The organism is Lishizhenia tianjinensis, assembly GCF_900116425.1.
In the GTDB taxonomy this organism is placed as follows: domain Bacteria; phylum Bacteroidota; class Bacteroidia; order Flavobacteriales_D; family Crocinitomicaceae; genus Lishizhenia; species Lishizhenia tianjinensis.
Window position 1 is genome coordinate 275,486 of the sequence record NZ_FPAS01000003.1, and the last position, 18,157, is coordinate 293,642.

Sequence of the window (18,157 nt, forward strand, 5' to 3'; positions counted from 1 at the left end):
TCCTTTAAAACTTCCTTTTCCACTGCATCTTTCGTAATTTAACCCTCCAAAGAAACGCGATACATTTCGCATTAAATTGGACCCTATGGACGAACTCCTCGCAGCCCGACTCCAAATGGCAAGCTCTATGGTTTTTCACATCGTATTTGCCGCCATAGGAATGGTTATGCCCTTCCTGATGATGATTTCTCATTACAAATATTTAAAATCTGGTAATGAGCTTTATTTACAGCTCACCAAAACCTGGCAAAAAGGAGTAGCTATCTTCTTTGTAGTAGGTGCCGTATCCGGAACCATGTTATCTTTTGAACTGGGCTTACTTTGGCCAGAATTTATGAAACACGCAGGACCTATTATAGGGATGCCTTTCTCTTTAGAAGGAACTGCCTTTTTCGTGGAAGCCATAGCCTTAGGATTCTACCTCTACGGATGGAAAAACATCAAAAGCAAATGGTTCCATTGGTGGACGGGTGCTATTGTGGGCATTTCTGGTTTAGCTTCCGGAATTTTGGTAGTTGCCGCCAACGGTTGGATGAATGCCCCCAGCGGATTTGATTACAAAGACGGCGTTTTTAGTAACATAGATCCTGTGGCTGCCCTGTTCAATGACGCTTGGTTTTCTCAAGCCCTGCACATGTCGCTCGCTGCTTTTATTGCTGTAGGTTTTGCCGTAGGAGGATTGCACCTCTGGCAATACTACAGAAAGAAAAATTCGGAAATACATTTCAAAGCTTTTACCATCGCTTTGAGTATAGGAGCTATAGGCGCTATTTTAATGCCTATTAGTGGAGATATAGCCGCCAAAGACGTTGCGGTGCGACAACCTGCAAAATTAGCCGCGATGGAGGCTTTGTACGAAACCGAAAAGGGAGCAGATCTTTTGATTGGAGGAATCGTCGACGAAGAAACCCAAGAAGTGAGTATGGCTTTACACATTCCAAATGGACTTTCCTTTTTAGCTTTTAACGATTTCGATGCAGAGGTGAAAGGTTTGAATGAATTCCCAAAAGACGAGCATCCTCCCGTAGCATTAACCCATTATTCATTTCAGGTCATGGTGGGCATAGGAGGATTTCTAGCCTTGTTAGGTGTAATCTTCCTCATCAGTATTAAAAAGCAAAATTGGCGCAAGAAAAAGTGGTTTTTATACGCTTTTTTAATTGCCACACCGCTTGGCTTTATCGCCTTAGAAGCAGGTTGGTTTGTTACAGAATTAGGTCGACAACCTTGGATCATCAACGGTATTATGAAAACTAAAGATGCCGTAACACCTGTACAAGGCATACAATACAGTTTCTATTTGTACATGCTCATTTACATAGGATTGAGCTTTACGGTGTATTGGTTAATGAACAGACAGATTAAAAAACTTAACAGCTTGTAATATGGAATTCATTGTACTTACTTTTCTCTTTTTAGCCATTTTGTTTTACCTCTTATTTGGAGGAGCAGATTTCGGCGTAGGTGTTTTAGAATTCTTTTCGAGCAAGGAGAATAAGGAAATCACTAAGAAAACAGCCTATAGAATTATAGGTCCGGTATGGGAAGCCAACCACGTTTGGCTCATCGTGGTGATTGTTATTATGTGGATAGGATTTCCGATTTACTACAATATCATCGTTACCCAGTTACACATTCCTTTGAGTTTGTTGCTGCTTGGTATTATCGCTAGAGGAACTGCCTTTGTATTTAGACATTATGATGCTTACAAGGATGATAGTCAGAAATTCTACGACAAAATTTTCCAGTATGCCAGTGCTTTTACACCCTTTATCATAGGAGTAATTATAGGGGCCATATTAAGTGGAGAAATGATACACCCAGACAAAGTAGCAGGAAATGACTTTTATACCTTATATGTTGCTACGTGGTTCAACACCTTTAGTTTGTGTACTGGTTTATTTGTTATGAGTCTAACGGCCTACATCTCTTCTATTTTCTTAAGTACGGAAAGTTTAGATGAAGAAAAATTCTACTACATCAAAAAGGCAAAAAGAGCAAGTTTGTTTATCTTAATTACAGGAGCACTTGTGTTTATAGACAGCATATTAAATGGTCGTGAGTTCTTTCTAATTTACGCAGAGAACTGGTGGACATGGGCCATACTCATTTTAGCAGGTTTAATTTTCATCCCCATGTGGAAGGGAATTAACAAGGGAGACAGATGGATGCCAAGAGCATGGATGGCACTTCAAATTATTATGATTTTGATGGTTTGGGTAATAGATATCTTTCCCAAGCTTATCATTTTTAAAGAAGGAAGTTTAGGGTTAACAGAAAACCCTGTTCCCGATGCTGTGTATCAAAGTTTAGGTATAGCCCTACTCGTGGCATCTGCCTTCGTATTACCTGGCTTGTTTCATTTGTACAAAACCTTTGGGTTGGTGAATATGAAAAAATGATAGAGCTTAGGTATTCCTGGTTCCATAAAAAAGAAAAACCCCGACTTTACGCCGGGGCTAAAACAAAAAACACACTATTCACTTGTTTTATACCTATTATGAAAAGTTAGAGCAGCCGAATTAATGCAATAGCGCAATCCGGTAGGTTCAGGGCCATCTTCGAAAACATGTCCCAAGTGACCATCACATCGGTTACACACTACCTCTATTCTTTGCCATCCGTATTTATTATCCTCTTTTTCTCCCACATTTACTGTATTGATGGGTTCGTAAAAGCTTGGCCAACCTGTACCCGATTTGAACTTTGTTTCACTATCGAACAAAGGCAAATCACATCCTGCACAGTGGTAAATTCCATCTGCTTTATTGTCCCAATACTTCCCAGTAAACGCTTGCTCTGTACCTTCTTTTCTCAATACATCATAAGCCTCAGGAGAAAGTTCCTTCTTCCATTCTTCATCGGTCTTCACAATTTTAGCAAGGGTATCTTCTAGAACTTCATCTAAACCTGCATTCATCGTGTAAACTGTGCGTGGAGAATTTACTCTTCCACATGCACTTAGCGCACTAATTAGAATTATACCTATTAAAGTCTTCATACTTCTTAGTCGTTTAAACTTCCGATTTCTTACATACCTACGCTCAAAAACAAGGTCTGGATTTTAAAAACTCAAATATTTTTCATTTTTTTTCTTTTGTCGTGAAAACACCTTTATTCCTAGACTCTAATCAGAAAATACAAATACCTTTGCCCCAAAATTTTCAGCATGAAGAAATACAGTAAGAACTTTTGGGCCATTTGTACATCTCTCTTGCTGTTCATGACGAGTTTTAACCTCATCATTCCTGAACTCAACGATTTCATCACCATATTGGGAGGAATAGAATACAAGGGGTTGATCATTACTTTATTCACACTCTCTGCTGCGATTTCTAGACCATTTTCAGGAAAACTTTCAGATACCATAGGAAGAAAATCTACTATGTACATTGGTATTACGGTAAGCACCATTGTTACTTTCCTTTATCCTTTGTGCGGAAGCGTACTTTTCTTTTTAACCTTGCGTTTTTTTCACGGCTTTTCTACAGGATTTTTGCCTACAGGAGCCACGGCTTTGGTAACGGACATTTTACCCGCCGACAAACGCGGCCAGGGAATGGGTGTTTTTGGAACTGCTACTTCTTTAGGTATAGGGGTTGGACAATTTTTAGGCTCTCCAATTACCAATTTAGTGGGCTTAGATGGACTTTTCATTATTTCTGGAATGTTGGCCATCATAGCAGGACTGATGATTTTAACCGTAAGAGAAACCTTAAAAAATCCACAAACTTTTTCTCCTGGATTATTAAAAATTAAGAAAACAGAAATCATAGAAAGAAATGTTATTCCTGCAGGAATAGTAATGATATTAACGGCTACTTGCTCAGGGATAATATTCGTCCTTTCTCCGGATATGTCAGAATACCTAGGTATTGCAAACAAAGGATGGTTCTTCTTTTTCTATGTGATATCCACTATAGGGATAAGATTATTCACAGGCAAAGTGTCTGACAAATACGGACGACGAGAAACTTTGATAGCGGGTTGTTTGGTACTTTGTATCAGCATGCTTATTGTTGGTTTCTCTGAAAGCATGTTCATGTTTACTATAGGGGCTATAGTTTTTGGTATAGCAACAGGAATTAACAGTCCTACTCTCTTTGCATGGATGGCAGATTTATCCCCTTCTCACCGTAGAGGAATAAGCGCCGGAACTTTGTTTATTGCCTTAGAAGTTGGAATTATGTTTGGAGCAACAAGTACCTTATACACCTATGAAAGCACCTTTAAATCTGTTCCTCAAACCTTTATGGTAGGTGCAGGTTTTTCTATTGTTGCTTTGCTCTACATTCTTTGGCACCTTAAATTCAGAAGACAGCAAACGACGTATTAATTGAACTAATCAATCTCATGCTCCACTTTTAAATATTTTTTAAACCAACGCGTTCCATAGTAGAACGGAATCGTATCCAAAAAGGCACAAACTAATTTGAAGAGATAACTGCTCACCACAAAAGCAAAAAGTTGAAAAGCGATGCTCGTTCCTTCTTTCATGGGGAGTCCGTTTGCAAAATAATAGGTGATAAGAATAACCGATACAGAATCAATCAGCTGACTGGTTAAGGTTGAAACGTTATTTCTCAACCACAACTTCTTTCCTTTGGTTTTCTTTTTCACGAAATGAAAGACGTGAACATCTACAAACTGCGCGGTTAAATAGGCGATCATAGAGGCGAGCGTAGCACCAAAAGCCAAATGTCTGATATCATAAAATGAATAGCCATAAGGTACTACCGTCTCACCATTTTCATTTATAACTAATCCTAAAGTACCGTTTGCTTGTAAGTTCTCTGGCGCATTGAGCCATCCTCCAAACCACAGAATAAGCAACACCCATATATTCAAAATAAGTCCCACCCATACTACTCTGTTTGCTCTTTTTCTACCGTAGATTTCAGATATAAAATCTGTACATAAAAAAGTAATAGGATAAGGCAAAACACCTATCGCCAAAGAAAATCTAAAGGAACTTTCATCAGAAATTCCGATGTAAGAAGATAAGTCGATAAAGCGACTCACTCCCAAAATATTCAACATTGCCAATGACCCCAAGAAAATACCCGACAACAACAAGAACACAAATTCTCTGCGCTGTGCTATTTTGTAATCTACTCCTTGGGCTCCTAACATTTATCTTATTTATCGCTTAAGGTTACTTCCATGTCGTATTCTTTCAACGACTTCACCAATTCATCTGTTAAATCTACACGCACAGATCTCGACGGCATTTCTACCTCCATGTTGTGTGCGGTATCGTAAATTTTAAACTTAATTGGCGTTGTACCTACGTTATCATTAAACAACTTGTACACCTCATCAATCAAACGCTGATCTACCGATTTTGTCGAGATTCTTAAGTCCAATGACTTGGCTTTTTTCTTACGCATCTCAGACAACATCTCAATGGCAGAAATCTGGAAGTTAAATTCTCCCGCTCTATACCTGTGTGGAACAATGTTTCCTTTGATGCAAACAAAGAGTCCATTGGTCATGAACGATTTCCATTTTAAGAAGTCTTCTCTCCACAAGAAAAGTTTATGCGAATCGTTGTAATCTTCTATCAATAAAGTACCGAAAGGATCATTACGTTTTGTTCTTCTTTCTTCACATTCTGTAATGATACAAGCTATGCTCACTTCCTTGTTGGCATGTTTCTCCATCTCATTTAACATCCCCACATTACCATTACAGAAAGATTCTATATCTAATCTATAATCATCCAAAGGGTGTCCAGAAATAAAGATACCTACCACCTCTCTTTCGCGGTTCAATTTATACATTGAAGTCCACTCTTCTGCATGCGGAACTTGCGGTGCTGGAATCTCAGTTCCACTGGCTTCACCGAACAAACTTGCTTGAGCCGAATTTTCATTCTCTTGATAATTCGCTCCAAACTTAATAGCTGTTTCTAAGAAAGTTTTCCCGTTATCTTCTATAAAATATTGTGCACGGTGAATATTTTTAAACGAATCAAAACCACCCGCTAACGCTAAACTTTCGAAGGCTTTTTTGTTACACAACCTAAGGTTGATACGCTTGGTTAAATCAAAGATATCTCTGAAAGGTCCATTCTCTTCACGCTCTGTTTTAATGGCGTTTACCGGACCACTACCTACACCTTTTATCGCTCCCAAACCGAAACGAATCGCTCCTTGTTTGTTTACGGTAAATTTGTAATCCGATTCATTGATATCTGGACCCAATACCTCCACGCCCATACGCTTACATTCTTCCATGAAGAAAGTCACCTGCTTTAAGTCGTTCATGTTGTTACTCAAAACAGAAGCCATGTACTCTGCAGGATAATGCGCTTTTAAGTATGCTGTTTGATAAGCTACCCAAGCATAACACGTAGAGTGAGATTTGTTGAAGGCGTAGGATGCAAAAGCCTCCCAGTCACGCCAAATCTTATCTAACTTATCCCTATCATGTCCACGTTCATTTCCTTGATCCAAGAATTTCGGTTTCAACTTCGCAAGTAGGTCGAGTTTTTTCTTACCCATGGCCTTACGCAGTGTATCGGCCTCACCCTTGGTAAATCCTGCTAAAGACTGTGACAAGAGCATTACTTGCTCCTGGTACACGGTAATTCCATAGGTTTCTTCCAAGTATTCTTTACAGGCATCAAGGTCATATACAATTTCCTCTTCCCCGTGCTTACGACGAATAAAAGAAGGAATATATTCCAAAGGACCTGGACGGTACAAGGCGTTCATGGCAATCAAATCGGCAAATACAGTAGGTTTCAAATCCTTCATGTATTTCTGCATCCCCGGAGATTCATACTGGAACACCCCAACTGTTTCTCCACGCTGGAAAAGTTCATAGGTCTTCTCATCATCTAGCGGGAAATCATCAGCTACTAAATCAATTCCATGTCTATCTTTTACGTGGCGTATAGCATCTTTAATCAGGGTCAATGTTTTCAACCCCAAAAAGTCCATTTTCAACAATCCTGCTTCTTCAGCCACTGAGTTATCGTATTGGGTACAATACAATTCAGAATCTTTGGCTCTGGCAACAGGAACATAATCTGTAATATCCGAAGGAGTAATAATCACCCCACAGGCGTGAATACCCGTGTTACGTATCGTTCCTTCTAATTTACGCGCTTGTTGGATTACTTCACCAGTAAGGTCATTTCCTTCCGCCAAAGCTCTAAATTCCATCACACGCTGTATATCTTCCTGGTTATTTTTCAGTTTTTCCGCCAACTGCTCATCTGTAAGGTTGAACATTTTAGCGAGGGATAAATCAGGAATTAACTTGGCTATTCTGTCAGCATCAAATAAAGACAAATCCATTACACGAGAGGTATCACGTACAGCAGATTTCGCCGCCATGGTACCGTAAGTAATAATTTGGGCCACCTGATTGGCTCCATATTTATCAATTACCCATTGAATTACTCTACCACGACCTTCATCGTCAAAGTCAATATCAATATCGGGCATGGATACACGATCCGGATTCAAGAAACGCTCAAAAAGTAAGTCGTACTTAATGGGATCTACATTCGTAATCCCCGTACAATAGGCTACAGCAGATCCCGCAGCAGACCCCCTACCTGGTCCAACCGAAACGCCCATTTCTCTCGAGGCATTACAGAAATCCTGTACAATCAAGAAATAACCTGGGTATCCTGTTTTAGCAATAATGGAAAGTTCGAAGTCCAAACGCTCTCGAATTTCATCAGTGATTTCTTCGTAACGTTGTTTCGCACCTTCGTAAGTTAAATGGCGGAGATAATTGTTCTCTCCACGTTTCCCGCCATCTTCTTTGTCCCTTTCATCTAAAAATTCTTCAGGAATATCAAAGGCCGGAAGTAATACATCCATGGCCAAATGATAGTGCTCTATTTTCGCTACAATTTCATTGGTATTGATGATGGCTTCAGGAATATCGGCAAAAACTTCCTTCATCTCGTCAGCCGTTTTGAAGTAGTATTCATCATTGTCTAAACCAAATCTAAATCCTCTTCCTCTTCCTTTCGGTGTATCTCTTAACTCACCATCCTTCACACACAACAAAATATCGTGTGATTTTGCATCCTCTTTCTCTAAGTAAAAGGTATTGTTAGTGGCAACAACTTTTACATCATGGGTTTCCGCAAATTTCAACAAAGTTTCATTTACCCTGTCTTCATCTTCCTGTCCGTGACGCATAAGCTCTATGTAGAAATCATCTTGGAATTGTTCTTTCCACCACACCAATGCTTCCTCGGCCTGTGCTTCACCCACGTTTAATATTTTGCTCGGTACTTCCCCATAAAGGTTACCCGTCAAACAGATGATATCACCTTTGTACTTTTCCACCACATTTTTATCGATACGGGGCACGTAGTACATACCATCCGTAAAGGCAATAGAAGCCATTTTGGCCAAATTGTGGTAACCGCGCTTGTTTTTAGCCAACAATACGATTTGATAACCGTTGTCTTTGTTGCTTTTATCCAGGTGATCTCTACACACATTAAACTCACACCCTATGATGGGCATCAATTCCGTTTTCGTGTAAGGTTCACCTTTTTCTTCAGCAGCTGCGCGTTCTGCTTTAATTTTATTGTTGTGTTCTGTAATGTACTTTTCGAAGTGAAAAGCCGCCATCATGTTTCCCGTATCTGTCAATGCTACCGCAGGCATATCTAATGATGCTGCCTTGGCAATCAAACCTTTGATATCCGTAGTAGATTGTAGAATAGAAAACTGACTATGGTTGTGTAGGTGCGTAAAATTAACACCCTCTAACTTCTCAAGTCCCTCTTTAATTTCGGCCTTTGAAACACTCGAAGTATCTGTTTTTAGTTTCGCAGATTCTTCTTTGAGGTTAAGGTGGGTTAACCCTACCCCTTCTATCATGTTTGGGTTTACCGTAATGAAGTTATCGAAGTAGTTTCTTTCTACTTGTAATTCTTCTTCGGTAAATACCTCTCTACGAATTAATTCAAAGAAACAACGCGTAGTTGCCTCCACATCGGCTGTTGCGTTGTGGGCTTCGGCAAAAGGTTGTTGGAATAAAAATTCGTGTAATTCTGTTAAGGTGGGTAGTTTAAATTTACCTCCTCTACCACCAGGTATTTTACACAAGTTCGCAGTAATCTCTGTACAGGTATCCAAAACGGGCATTTCTGCCATGGGAGAGTCTACACTTTGTCGGTAAAACTCACAACCCATAATGTTGACGTCGAATCCAACGTTTTGTCCGACCACAAACTTCGCTTTCGAAAGGGCCACGTTAAACTCCTTCAATACCATGTCCAGGTCTTCCCCTTGCTCCATGGCCAATTCAGTAGAAATACCGTGAATACGCTCGGCATCGTAAGGAATGTCAAAACCATCTGGTTTCACTAAATAATCTTTGGCTTCAATTAAGCGCCCCATATCGTCGTGCAACTGCCAGGCAATTTGTATACACCTTGGCCAGTTATCCGTATCTGTAATGGGAGCGTTCCAATTTCTAGGTAAACCTGTTGTTTCCGTATCAAAAATTATGTACATAGTGCTGGATTCTTTGCGAAAAGTAAAGATACAATTCTAGCACTGTTTGCCCCGATAAAGTTACCCGAAGTTTTACACAAGTTTTACAGGTGACACACCGATTTATTTTAAAACATTTATATGTCCTTGTTTTACAAAAGGCTTATCCAAATCCCCACCTTTTACTTCTATTATCCAAACATAAGTTCCATCCGGGACTAACCTTCCGTTATAGCTACCATCCCACCCTTGTTGAGCGTCGTGACTTTCCCAGATTAACTCCCCCCATCGATTGTAAACCCTTATTCGTAGAAGATAATCCTCAGCATTTTTAAGTTCAACCTCCCAGGTATTATTTGTTTCATTTCCGTCCGGTGTAAAGGTATTCGGAACATATATGGTAAAGTCATCCTTTATCGTTAGAATTTGCGTAACACTATCAAGACATCCAAACTCATTTTGTACGATTAATAAAACAGAATAGTCCCCAATTTCAGCCGGAAAATTATATTCCGGATTCTGCATATTTGATGAGCCATTACCATGAAAACTCCACTCCCAATAAATTGGATTTCCAGAAGACTGATCGTAAAAATCAATATCTGTATCTTCAATTGTAATAGTAGCAGGACTATATATAAATGAAGCCAAAGGCCTAGGATAAACGTAAATAGCGTTGATTAATTCAGCACTGTCAAGACATCCAAAACTATTTTCAGCAATCAACAATACACTATAAACACCCGTATCTGCGTACAAATGACTTGGGTTTACGAGTGATGATTGATTTCCATCCCCAAAAAACCATTGAAAATCTGCATCGGATGGTGTACTAAAATTAACAAAGTCAACTAGATTGCTATTTCCAACACAGAAAATAGAATCGGAAATACTAAAATTTGCGAAAGGAGAAGGATGAGTATTTAAGGTAATTAATTTTTCAGCAACACAACCTAAACTGTCTTCTACTCTAAGCGCTACCAGAGTGTCTTGATTAATAAAAACACTATAACTCGATCCACCAGCCATGTTATTCCAAGAATAATTATAACCTCCAGTACCTCCTTGTACTACACTTACTAAGTCCACATTGACCCCGGAGCAAAATACAGAATCTGATGGAGCTATTATTAACAGTTCTTGAGGTTCCGGTACACTAATCGTCATAGAATCTATACATCCTGGATTCAATGTGGTCACCACAACGGTATAAGTACCTGCAGAAACAGCATTTAAAACATTAGAACTCGTTCCGTCATCCCAGTTATAAGTATAACTTCCATTATCTGTTAGGCAAGTCACCTCTACATAAGCATTAGTATCTCCATAACATGCCAAAGGCACCAAAGAATCCAACACAAGGGATACCCCACCTAAGTTAACAACACCGTTAACAAGAGTATCGCAACCATTTGCGTCAATAATCTCAACAGAGTAAGAACCTGCCAATAACTGTTCTTGTATAGAGTCTTGGGTAGGACCATTCCCCCAATCAAACTGAAAAGGACCATTATCTCCGGTCAAATCTGAAACGCCAAACACCCCGTTAACCGTGTCACAATCAGCATCAACTTCTAGAATTGTAAAATTAAAGGACACGGGCTCTATTAAAGTTACACTTGTATCATAATCGCAACCTATTGCGTCTTCGACATGCAGATCATAGGTTCCTGCACTTAAATTTTGAAGACCTTGTAAATTTGAATTCACTCCGTTGCCTGTCCAATCATAGGTATATGGCGCAACTCCTGAAACCACAACATTCAACAACCCATCAGAGCCATCTGAACAGCTAGGATTATTTGCCTGTAGGTTAATATTCATAGGATGAAAAGTAACAGATACCGTATCCGTAAAAGGACAGCCGTTGGAACTTACGTAATCCCAATAAAAATTATATTCTCCATTAGAAACTACTTCAACAGAGGTAGAATTTGAACTAACAGATCCAAATAAAACAGAGGAATCAGAACTCCAACTCCCATTATTAGCATTCGCATAAAGTGTAGTCTGGAAGTAACAAGAACTATCTATGTAACTACCAACCGAAGTATCTCCAAAATCTACTAGAATATTTTGAACAGTACTTGTTGAACATCCCGTAGAGTCTGTCACCATCAATTCTACTTGATACACCCCTCCTGTTTGATAATCATGCCATGGAGACACTCCTGTCCCTAGCCCACCATCTCCAAAACTCCAATCATAATTTAAGCTTGCGTTGTATGCACTTGAACACCCCAACCCCAATTCAAAAAAGGCAGTATCACTAACACAAAAGACAGTATCTGATACAGAAAAATCTGCGATATGTGCATAGGAGAAATTAGAATATATAACATCATCTTGTGATTGATTATAGAATCCAAACTTTCCAGGATTATAACAACCTGATTCTTCAAATATTCTATTTCCATCTATCCAGATAACTATAGAGTCGTAAGTATATTTCAATTGAAAATTATACTGTTGAAAATCGTTCCATCCATTATTTGAATAATCTGTATCTAACAAATTTAGATTGGCAGAATTAACACGTTGCCACATTTCTGGGTATACCTGGCCAGACCCCTGAATTGTTATATTGGTAAAATCAAAATTACCATCCATCTGATACAAGGCAAACCCTTCCGTACAATTCATTCCAACAAAGGTTTGAGTACTTTGTTTCCAATCTAAAACGAAGGTTTTCAAGTAGGTGTTTGAAGGATTCGTTAATGTACCAATTGGGTTTTCATAACCAAAAACGAACCCCACCAAATCATCATCTGCAGAAGTATTCACCTTGATCGAACCTTGAATCAAAACGTTAATGTAATCTTCAGGACTTACAAACCAAGTAGATGCACCATTTACACTCTGCACTACCTGAGTACCAGAAGCATTGACTGTCCACTGACCTGTAGAAGCATATCCCTCCTGTGACCATGTATTTAAATCCATAGCCTGACCACAAGGTAATTGAGCCAAGATATATGGTATAAAACTAAAAATAGTGATAGAAAAAATGATTGATTTAAGTAGCATTACGCTGAAATTTTATTTCAAAAATAAGGAATTACTACCTAAACCTCCGTAGACAAGATTTTTTTCTTTTCAACTAGATTTTCCAGAAAGCTTCTTTAATCGCTTGCAAAAAATAAGTTTCAATAAAAAGTTGGTCTGCGGGGTATACGCTCATGTCCCTGGTAGAAGTTAATCCTCTCACTCCAACATCTCACCTCCAACAACAATATCCGATATGTGTACGCTAAAATTGGTAGGGAAAAACAAAAGTACCACGGTCAACCCAAGGCCAACAAAAAGTAATTGCTTCTGGAATTTTAGTTTTCCCTTGATTAAGCTGAGCAGAACAATCAATTCAAACATAAAAATAAGCATTCCTAATCCATACATTAGAAATTCTAAAACACTCGTATTATTGGTAAGCCCTTCCCCGCCAACTTGCAGCAATACTCTTGATGCTTCTGCCTTATTTACCTCAAAGGAATACCATTTCAAAGCAAGAATGACTGGTAGTAAAACCATCAACCCAACAAGTATTTGACTACTCTTAATTTTAATGCTCATCATTCTGGATCACTAAACGCCGGATTGGTAATAAAACTACTATCGGTTAAACAATGTAAAAATGCTTTTAGTGCCTCTTTTTCGTATTCGTCGAGTTGCACACCGCCTTGGAAAGCAAACTCTATCATAGGATCAAGTGTTGGACTTTGTTGAATACCTGTGGAATAATGGTTTATGACCTCATCTAAGGTCGCAAATCTGCCGTCGTGCATGTAAGGTGCTGTAAGCGCTATATTTCTTAGGGTTGGAACTTTGAATTTTCCTTCATCACTGGCATCTCCAGTAACCTCAGCTCTCCCTAAATCTGTAAAAGTGGCATCTAAACCATTGTTTCGGAGGCCTTCTATTTGCGCCATAGGTCCGCTATGACAATGTATACAATCGGCTCCATTCAAACTTTTAAACAGCTCGTACCCTTCCAATTCCTGATTGGTTATGGCATTGAAACGAGCTGCTTCGGTATCTGTTAAGACTATTCCATTTTCAACTTTATAGAGCAAGTCATATTCAGAATCTCCAGAAATCAAAGTTCTAATAAATTGCGCCATGGCTTTAGCCACGTGCGTTGAATCATAATCTGTAGTTCCGAATGCCTCAAAGAACATGGCATTGTAATTCACATCATCTTTGAGTTTCAACACAGCATTAGACCATGACTCATGCATTTCTATAGGATTGGATACAGGCTCTAAAATTTGTTCTTCCAAAGTCTTGGATCTTCCATCCCAAAAGAAAAAGTGTTGATAACCTAGGTTTACCAAAGCCATAGAATTTCTATTCCCCGCTATGCCATCTATACCTGTAGAAGTTACTTCTCCATCAGAAAAAGATAAATTTAATGCGTGACAAGAAGCACAGCTCATGGAATTATCTCCACTCAATTTTTCTTCATAAAAAAGATATCGGCCCAACTTCACCCCCTCCTTGGTCATAGGGTTATCGGCAGGAATTTCCATATCAGGAAAATGACTGGGTTCATTCAAAACATAAGGTGTAGGCGAATAACTCACCACTTCCTCCTTACAGGAAAACAAAAGAACTGAACTAAAAAAAAGAAAAAGAATTTGCTTCATTACTTGGTTAATGCACTGTTAAAATTTTCCACTGTTTTTTGTGCCAATGCTTCAAATTGACCACCTTCGTGAATAGAGTTCTCACTGTTCACGTGTATAGTATCTGTTGCGCCGAAAAAGAAAGTATGCATGTCTAGATATAAATATGCGCAATGCGTTGTATCATTAAGGGCTACGGTTTCTACATTTTCAAATTGATGCAAACGACCATTCCCATCCTTTCCAACATGATAAACAAACGAGTGGTCAAAATTGTCTTGTCCATCCGCAATCGTATCGGCCTTTCCTTCAATAGCAATAAAAATATATCCTGGATCCCATCCCCAGTGTAAACCATCGACATTAGCAATATTTAGGGCATGATTATTTCCAAAAATTGTAGGATCTGTGTGATTAAATTGGGAAGTTACCCCCGTATGAAAATCAAGTGTTTTCACTTCATTTACCAGACTTTTTGTATTAAACAAATACTCATTCTTACCCATATTAAACAAGGAAGCCTCCTTCATTAAACCGTAATTATTTACAGATAAGTTTGTCGTAAAAAAGGCGATTCTCTCAAATTTAAATGCATTACCATCTGCTCCCGTGTAAGGCACATTCAACTCCATTTCCTGTCCATTAAAAAGGGGAACAACTTTGAGTTGACAGTAATAATTCTTTGTGGTATTTACTTTGTCTTTACACCCCGCTAAAAGCACTATTCCGATTACGATAAGGGTAAATATTTTTGATTTCATGGCTTCCATTTATAGAATAACGATTAAAGATAACATTTCGTTCCCTAAGCTTGTTTATATTTAGGTCAAACCTTGGAAATATTTCAAATGGAGCAAGCATTAAAGTCAGCAGATTTAAAAATACTAAGTGCCTCAGCAGGTAGTGGTAAGACCTTTAATTTGGTACAAGAATTTTTAAAACTCACTCTCACGTATGGTGAAAAGGGTAAATTCTCAAGTATCATTGCCATGACTTTTACCAACAAAGCTTCCCTGGAAATGAAGGAGCGTATTATAGACGCTCTGGATTTACTTTCCAATGTTTACTCCACCGATTCCAATTTGCAGAAAAAGCGTCAATTATTATTGGAAACAACGGTAAACAATACCCAACTTAAAAAGGAGGAAATTGAAAATCGTGCGCGCTTGGTCTTGAAAGAAATCTTACATCATTTCGAAGAGTTCAACGTGTTGACCATAGACAAATTCAGCTTGCGTTTGATTAGAACTTTTGCCAGAGATTTGGATATACAGCAAGATTTCAAAGTGGTTTTAGAGGAAAAGAAACTGCTCGAACAAGTTGTTGATGAACTCCTTTCTAAAATAGGAACGGAAGACAATAAAAGGTTAACTTCACTTGCTGTTCGCTACGCCAAAGCCAATTTAGATGAAGGAGAAAAATGGAACTTTAGAAAAAATCTAATTGATTTCAGCTCTGTACTGATTAAGGAATCCAACCAAGCCTTTGTGGAGAAAGTTTTGGAAAAAGAGTACACTTCAGAAGAATACGACAGCATCAACGCGCATTTGAAGCACATTAAGTTAGAATTTGAAAATAAAATCACTTCTTGGATAGAACATTTTAATTCTTATGGCTTGAGCAAAGGTGATTTGCCCGGAGGTGTTAACGGAGTACTGGGTTTACCTGATAAATTGAATAAAATACTTGGAAGCTCTCCGCAACGTTTAAAAACATACAAAGCCGTTGAGGAAGCCATAGCAGGAACAAATTTAAAAGCTTCTCATGTTTTTCCAGACGCTTTAAAACAATCCATTATTGGACTTTACACGGACACCAATAAACTCGCAGATGAATATTTCTGCTACAATTTATTACGTAAAAACTTCTACAACTTGGCGCTTTTGAAATATGTAGGAGAACAATTGCAAAACATACGTAAAGACGAGAGTATCATTCGAATATCTGAGTTCAATGCAATGATCTCAAAATTGATATCGGAAGAAAACGCACCCTACATCTATGAACGATTGGGCACTAAATTCAGTCATTATCTATTAGACGAATTTCAAGATACTTCGCGTTTGCAGTGGCTAAATTTAATTCCACTTCTACACGAATCTATTTCTCAAGGTCATTTTAACTTAATAGTAGGTGACCCCAAACAAGCCATTTACAGGTTTAGAAATGGATTGGTAGAACAGTTTATAGAACTGCCTGAAATTTACAATCCAGATCAAGATCCAAAACTGGGTACCATTTCTCAGCAATTCAAAGTCCAAGGAGAGAAACTTCCATTGGAAGACAACTGGAGATCTTACAAAAACATCGTTGAATTCAACAACGCCTTTTTCCCAGAATTCATTGTACCCTTGCACGAAGATATGCAGGCTGCCTATCACGATGTAATTCAAAACCCAAAAGGAAAGGATGGCGGTTATGTTTATTTCAATCACTTCACAGAAAAGATGAACAATGCTGAATATGAAGAATTGGAATTACACAGCATACATCAATGGATAAGAGAATGTGAAGCAGACGGATTTAAGCGTGGTGACATTTGTTTATTGGCCAGAAATGCCAGTGACGGGAGACGTTGGGCGCAATACCTCACCAAACAAGAAGAAAACTACAAGGTTGTTAGCTCTGACAGTTTGGCCATAGGTGCTGATAAAACGATACAATTATTTATTGACTATTTAAACCTGAGAAGGAACTATAACAACCACACCAAACAAACTCAATTTGCAGTGAGTTTCATTACGCGTCAGCAACTAGACCCTTTGGAAGAACTACAAAGTTTCTGGGATGGTAGAGTAGGAAAGTTGAACATGGAAATGTTTGTTCAACACTATTTCGAAAGCAAGGAAAAACTCATTTTTAATTATGATAACCTCTACGATTTAGGTCAGCAATTTGCGCGACTTTTTAAAGTAGATGAACTCAACAACCCTTACCTCCATCACCTCATGGAAATGCTCCAAGACTTTGACGTAAATGAAGGTCCGGACATTCGTGCATTTTTAGATTATTGGCTTACTGGAGGAAGCACACAAACCGTCCAAATCCCAGAAAACGATGAAGCTATCAAAATAATGACGGTTCACAAATCGAAAGGATTAGAATTCCCGGTAGTAATGCTTCCCAATCTAGGATGGAAAATAAAAATGGATGAAAAAGTCTTTGTAGAAGATGACAAGGAAGTATACTATACTGCTCTGAAAAAGAAAGATGCTCCAGATTTTATCATGGACCATTACGAGGAGGAGAATTACAAGAAACTCATGGATGAGTTCAACTTACTCTACGTAGCCATGACCCGACCGGTTCAGCGTATGTACGCAAATGTCCGAAAAAATGCAGAAGGATACGTGGAAGATTTTGTCGCCAAACAACTGGGGGACATGCAACATTCTAAACTTGTGAAAAATGAGGAAGAGGGTATTATTCAATACAGCTTTGGTGAAAAGTCGTTAAACACAAGCTCTGAAGAAGAACAAACCAACCTCTTTCAACCCGAAGCGCTAAAAGATTATCTCTGGTTCCCTGAAATTAGCTTACAAGACAAGGAAGCTTTGGAGGAAGAAGATTTGAGTCGCGAAAGACGCTATGGTAATCAGTTACACTATTTATTATCAAAAGTCAACCAACTCGAAGATCTCCCAAAAAAACTCCGTGCGCTCAAAATACAAGGTCGACTAGAACAAGACATGCTTGACGAGCTTGAAAAAGATGCTACCAAAGCATTAACAAATTCAGATTACTTGACCCTCATGCAACAGGCAACAAAAATCATGAATGAGCAAGAAATTATTTTGGATAAAGATGATATCAGAAGACCTGACAAGTTGATTTTAACGGAAAACGGTGTAATTCTGGTGGATTATAAAACAGGGAAAAAGCAAAAGAAAGATGAAGCGCAGGTGAAGAATTATGCCTTTGCGTTAAGAGAGTTAGGCTTTGCTGTGGTTGAGGGGTATTTGTTTTATTTGAAGGAGAATGAGGTGAAAAAAGTTTGTTAAGATATCAGCTTGAATATCCGCTATTTTATCAGTCTTTAAACATTAGTATTTACGG

At 38.6% G+C, this 18,157-nt stretch carries 11 protein-coding genes; 4 read left to right on the forward strand and 7 right to left on the reverse strand.

The window, feature by feature from the left end; all coding sequences use genetic code 11:
* The first annotated feature begins 85 nt into the window (after window positions 1–85).
* A complete protein-coding gene (locus tag BM327_RS11020; protein WP_090249464.1) occupies window positions 86–1,384 on the forward strand; it encodes a cytochrome ubiquinol oxidase subunit I in 1,299 nt (432 codons plus the stop codon).
* Between the two features lies 1 nt (window position 1,385).
* Window positions 1,386–2,402: a cytochrome d ubiquinol oxidase subunit II gene (locus tag BM327_RS11025; protein WP_090249467.1), complete on the forward strand. Its 1,017-nt coding sequence runs from the start codon at window positions 1,386–1,388 to the stop codon at window positions 2,400–2,402.
* 74 nt (window positions 2,403–2,476) lie between these two features.
* Here the strand turns inward: BM327_RS11025 and msrB are convergent, their stop codons facing one another.
* Entirely contained in the window at window positions 2,477–3,001 is a 525-nt protein-coding gene (gene msrB / locus BM327_RS11030; protein ID WP_170853743.1) for a peptide-methionine (R)-S-oxide reductase MsrB, read from the reverse strand.
* A gap of 168 nt (window positions 3,002–3,169) precedes the next feature.
* On the opposite strand from msrB, the gene BM327_RS11035 reads away from it, so the two are divergent.
* Complete coding sequence (locus BM327_RS11035) at window positions 3,170–4,336, forward strand: MFS transporter (protein ID WP_090249472.1); 1,167 nt, start codon at window positions 3,170–3,172, stop codon at window positions 4,334–4,336.
* 5 nt (window positions 4,337–4,341) lie between these two features.
* On the opposite strand, the gene BM327_RS11040 is transcribed toward BM327_RS11035, so the two are convergent.
* From BM327_RS11040 to BM327_RS11065, 6 genes are all read right to left on the reverse strand, one after another.
* On the reverse strand, window positions 4,342–5,133 hold the full coding sequence (locus BM327_RS11040) for a queuosine precursor transporter (protein WP_090249475.1): 792 nt from the start codon (window positions 5,131–5,133) through the stop codon (window positions 4,342–4,344).
* Between the two features lie 5 nt (window positions 5,134–5,138).
* Window positions 5,139–9,500, reverse strand: coding sequence for a DNA polymerase III subunit alpha (gene dnaE / locus BM327_RS11045; RefSeq protein WP_090249479.1), 4,362 nt, complete (start codon window positions 9,498–9,500; stop codon window positions 5,139–5,141).
* A gap of 102 nt (window positions 9,501–9,602) precedes the next feature.
* A complete protein-coding gene (locus BM327_RS11050; RefSeq protein ID WP_090249481.1) occupies window positions 9,603–12,506 on the reverse strand; it encodes a PKD domain-containing protein in 2,904 nt (967 codons plus the stop codon).
* Window positions 12,507–12,683: 177 nt separating this feature from the next.
* A complete protein-coding gene (locus BM327_RS11055) occupies window positions 12,684–13,052 on the reverse strand; it encodes a hypothetical protein (RefSeq protein WP_090249483.1) in 369 nt (122 codons plus the stop codon).
* A complete protein-coding gene (locus tag BM327_RS11060; protein ID WP_090249485.1) occupies window positions 13,049–14,122 on the reverse strand; it encodes a cytochrome-c peroxidase in 1,074 nt (357 codons plus the stop codon). Before BM327_RS11060 ends, BM327_RS11055 begins: the two co-directional genes overlap by 4 nt.
* Window positions 14,122–14,862 carry an MbnP family protein gene (locus BM327_RS11065; protein ID WP_139230344.1) on the reverse strand — a complete coding sequence of 247 codons (741 nt, stop codon included), beginning with the start codon at window positions 14,860–14,862 and terminating at the stop codon, window positions 14,122–14,124. The genes BM327_RS11060 and BM327_RS11065 overlap by 1 nt, the downstream gene beginning before the upstream one ends.
* Before the next feature lie 87 nt (window positions 14,863–14,949).
* Between BM327_RS11065 and BM327_RS11070 the strand changes: the two genes are divergently transcribed.
* Window positions 14,950–18,102 (forward strand): UvrD-helicase domain-containing protein, encoded by a 3,153-nt coding sequence (locus tag BM327_RS11070; RefSeq protein WP_090249493.1) that lies wholly within the window; start codon window positions 14,950–14,952, stop codon window positions 18,100–18,102.
* Window positions 18,103–18,157 lie beyond the last annotated feature (55 nt).

Coding starts and splice junctions, on each gene's coding strand:
- BM327_RS11020 (WP_090249464.1), top strand. CDS start 86: ATGGACGAACTCCTCGCAGCCCGACTCCAAATGGCAAGCTCTATGGTT.
- BM327_RS11025 (WP_090249467.1), top strand. CDS start 1,386: ATGGAATTCATTGTACTTACTTTTCTCTTTTTAGCCATTTTGTTTTAC.
- msrB (WP_170853743.1), bottom strand. CDS start 3,001: ATGAAGACTTTAATAGGTATAATTCTAATTAGTGCGCTAAGTGCATGT.
- BM327_RS11035 (WP_090249472.1), top strand. CDS start 3,170: ATGAAGAAATACAGTAAGAACTTTTGGGCCATTTGTACATCTCTCTTG.
- BM327_RS11040 (WP_090249475.1), bottom strand. CDS start 5,133: ATGTTAGGAGCCCAAGGAGTAGATTACAAAATAGCACAGCGCAGAGAA.
- dnaE (WP_090249479.1), bottom strand. CDS start 9,500: ATGTACATAATTTTTGATACGGAAACAACAGGTTTACCTAGAAATTGG.
- BM327_RS11050 (WP_090249481.1), bottom strand. CDS start 12,506: ATGCTACTTAAATCAATCATTTTTTCTATCACTATTTTTAGTTTTATA.
- BM327_RS11055 (WP_090249483.1), bottom strand. CDS start 13,052: ATGATGAGCATTAAAATTAAGAGTAGTCAAATACTTGTTGGGTTGATG.
- BM327_RS11060 (WP_090249485.1), bottom strand. CDS start 14,122: ATGAAGCAAATTCTTTTTCTTTTTTTTAGTTCAGTTCTTTTGTTTTCC.
- BM327_RS11065 (WP_139230344.1), bottom strand. CDS start 14,862: ATGAAATCAAAAATATTTACCCTTATCGTAATCGGAATAGTGCTTTTA.
- BM327_RS11070 (WP_090249493.1), top strand. CDS start 14,950: ATGGAGCAAGCATTAAAGTCAGCAGATTTAAAAATACTAAGTGCCTCA.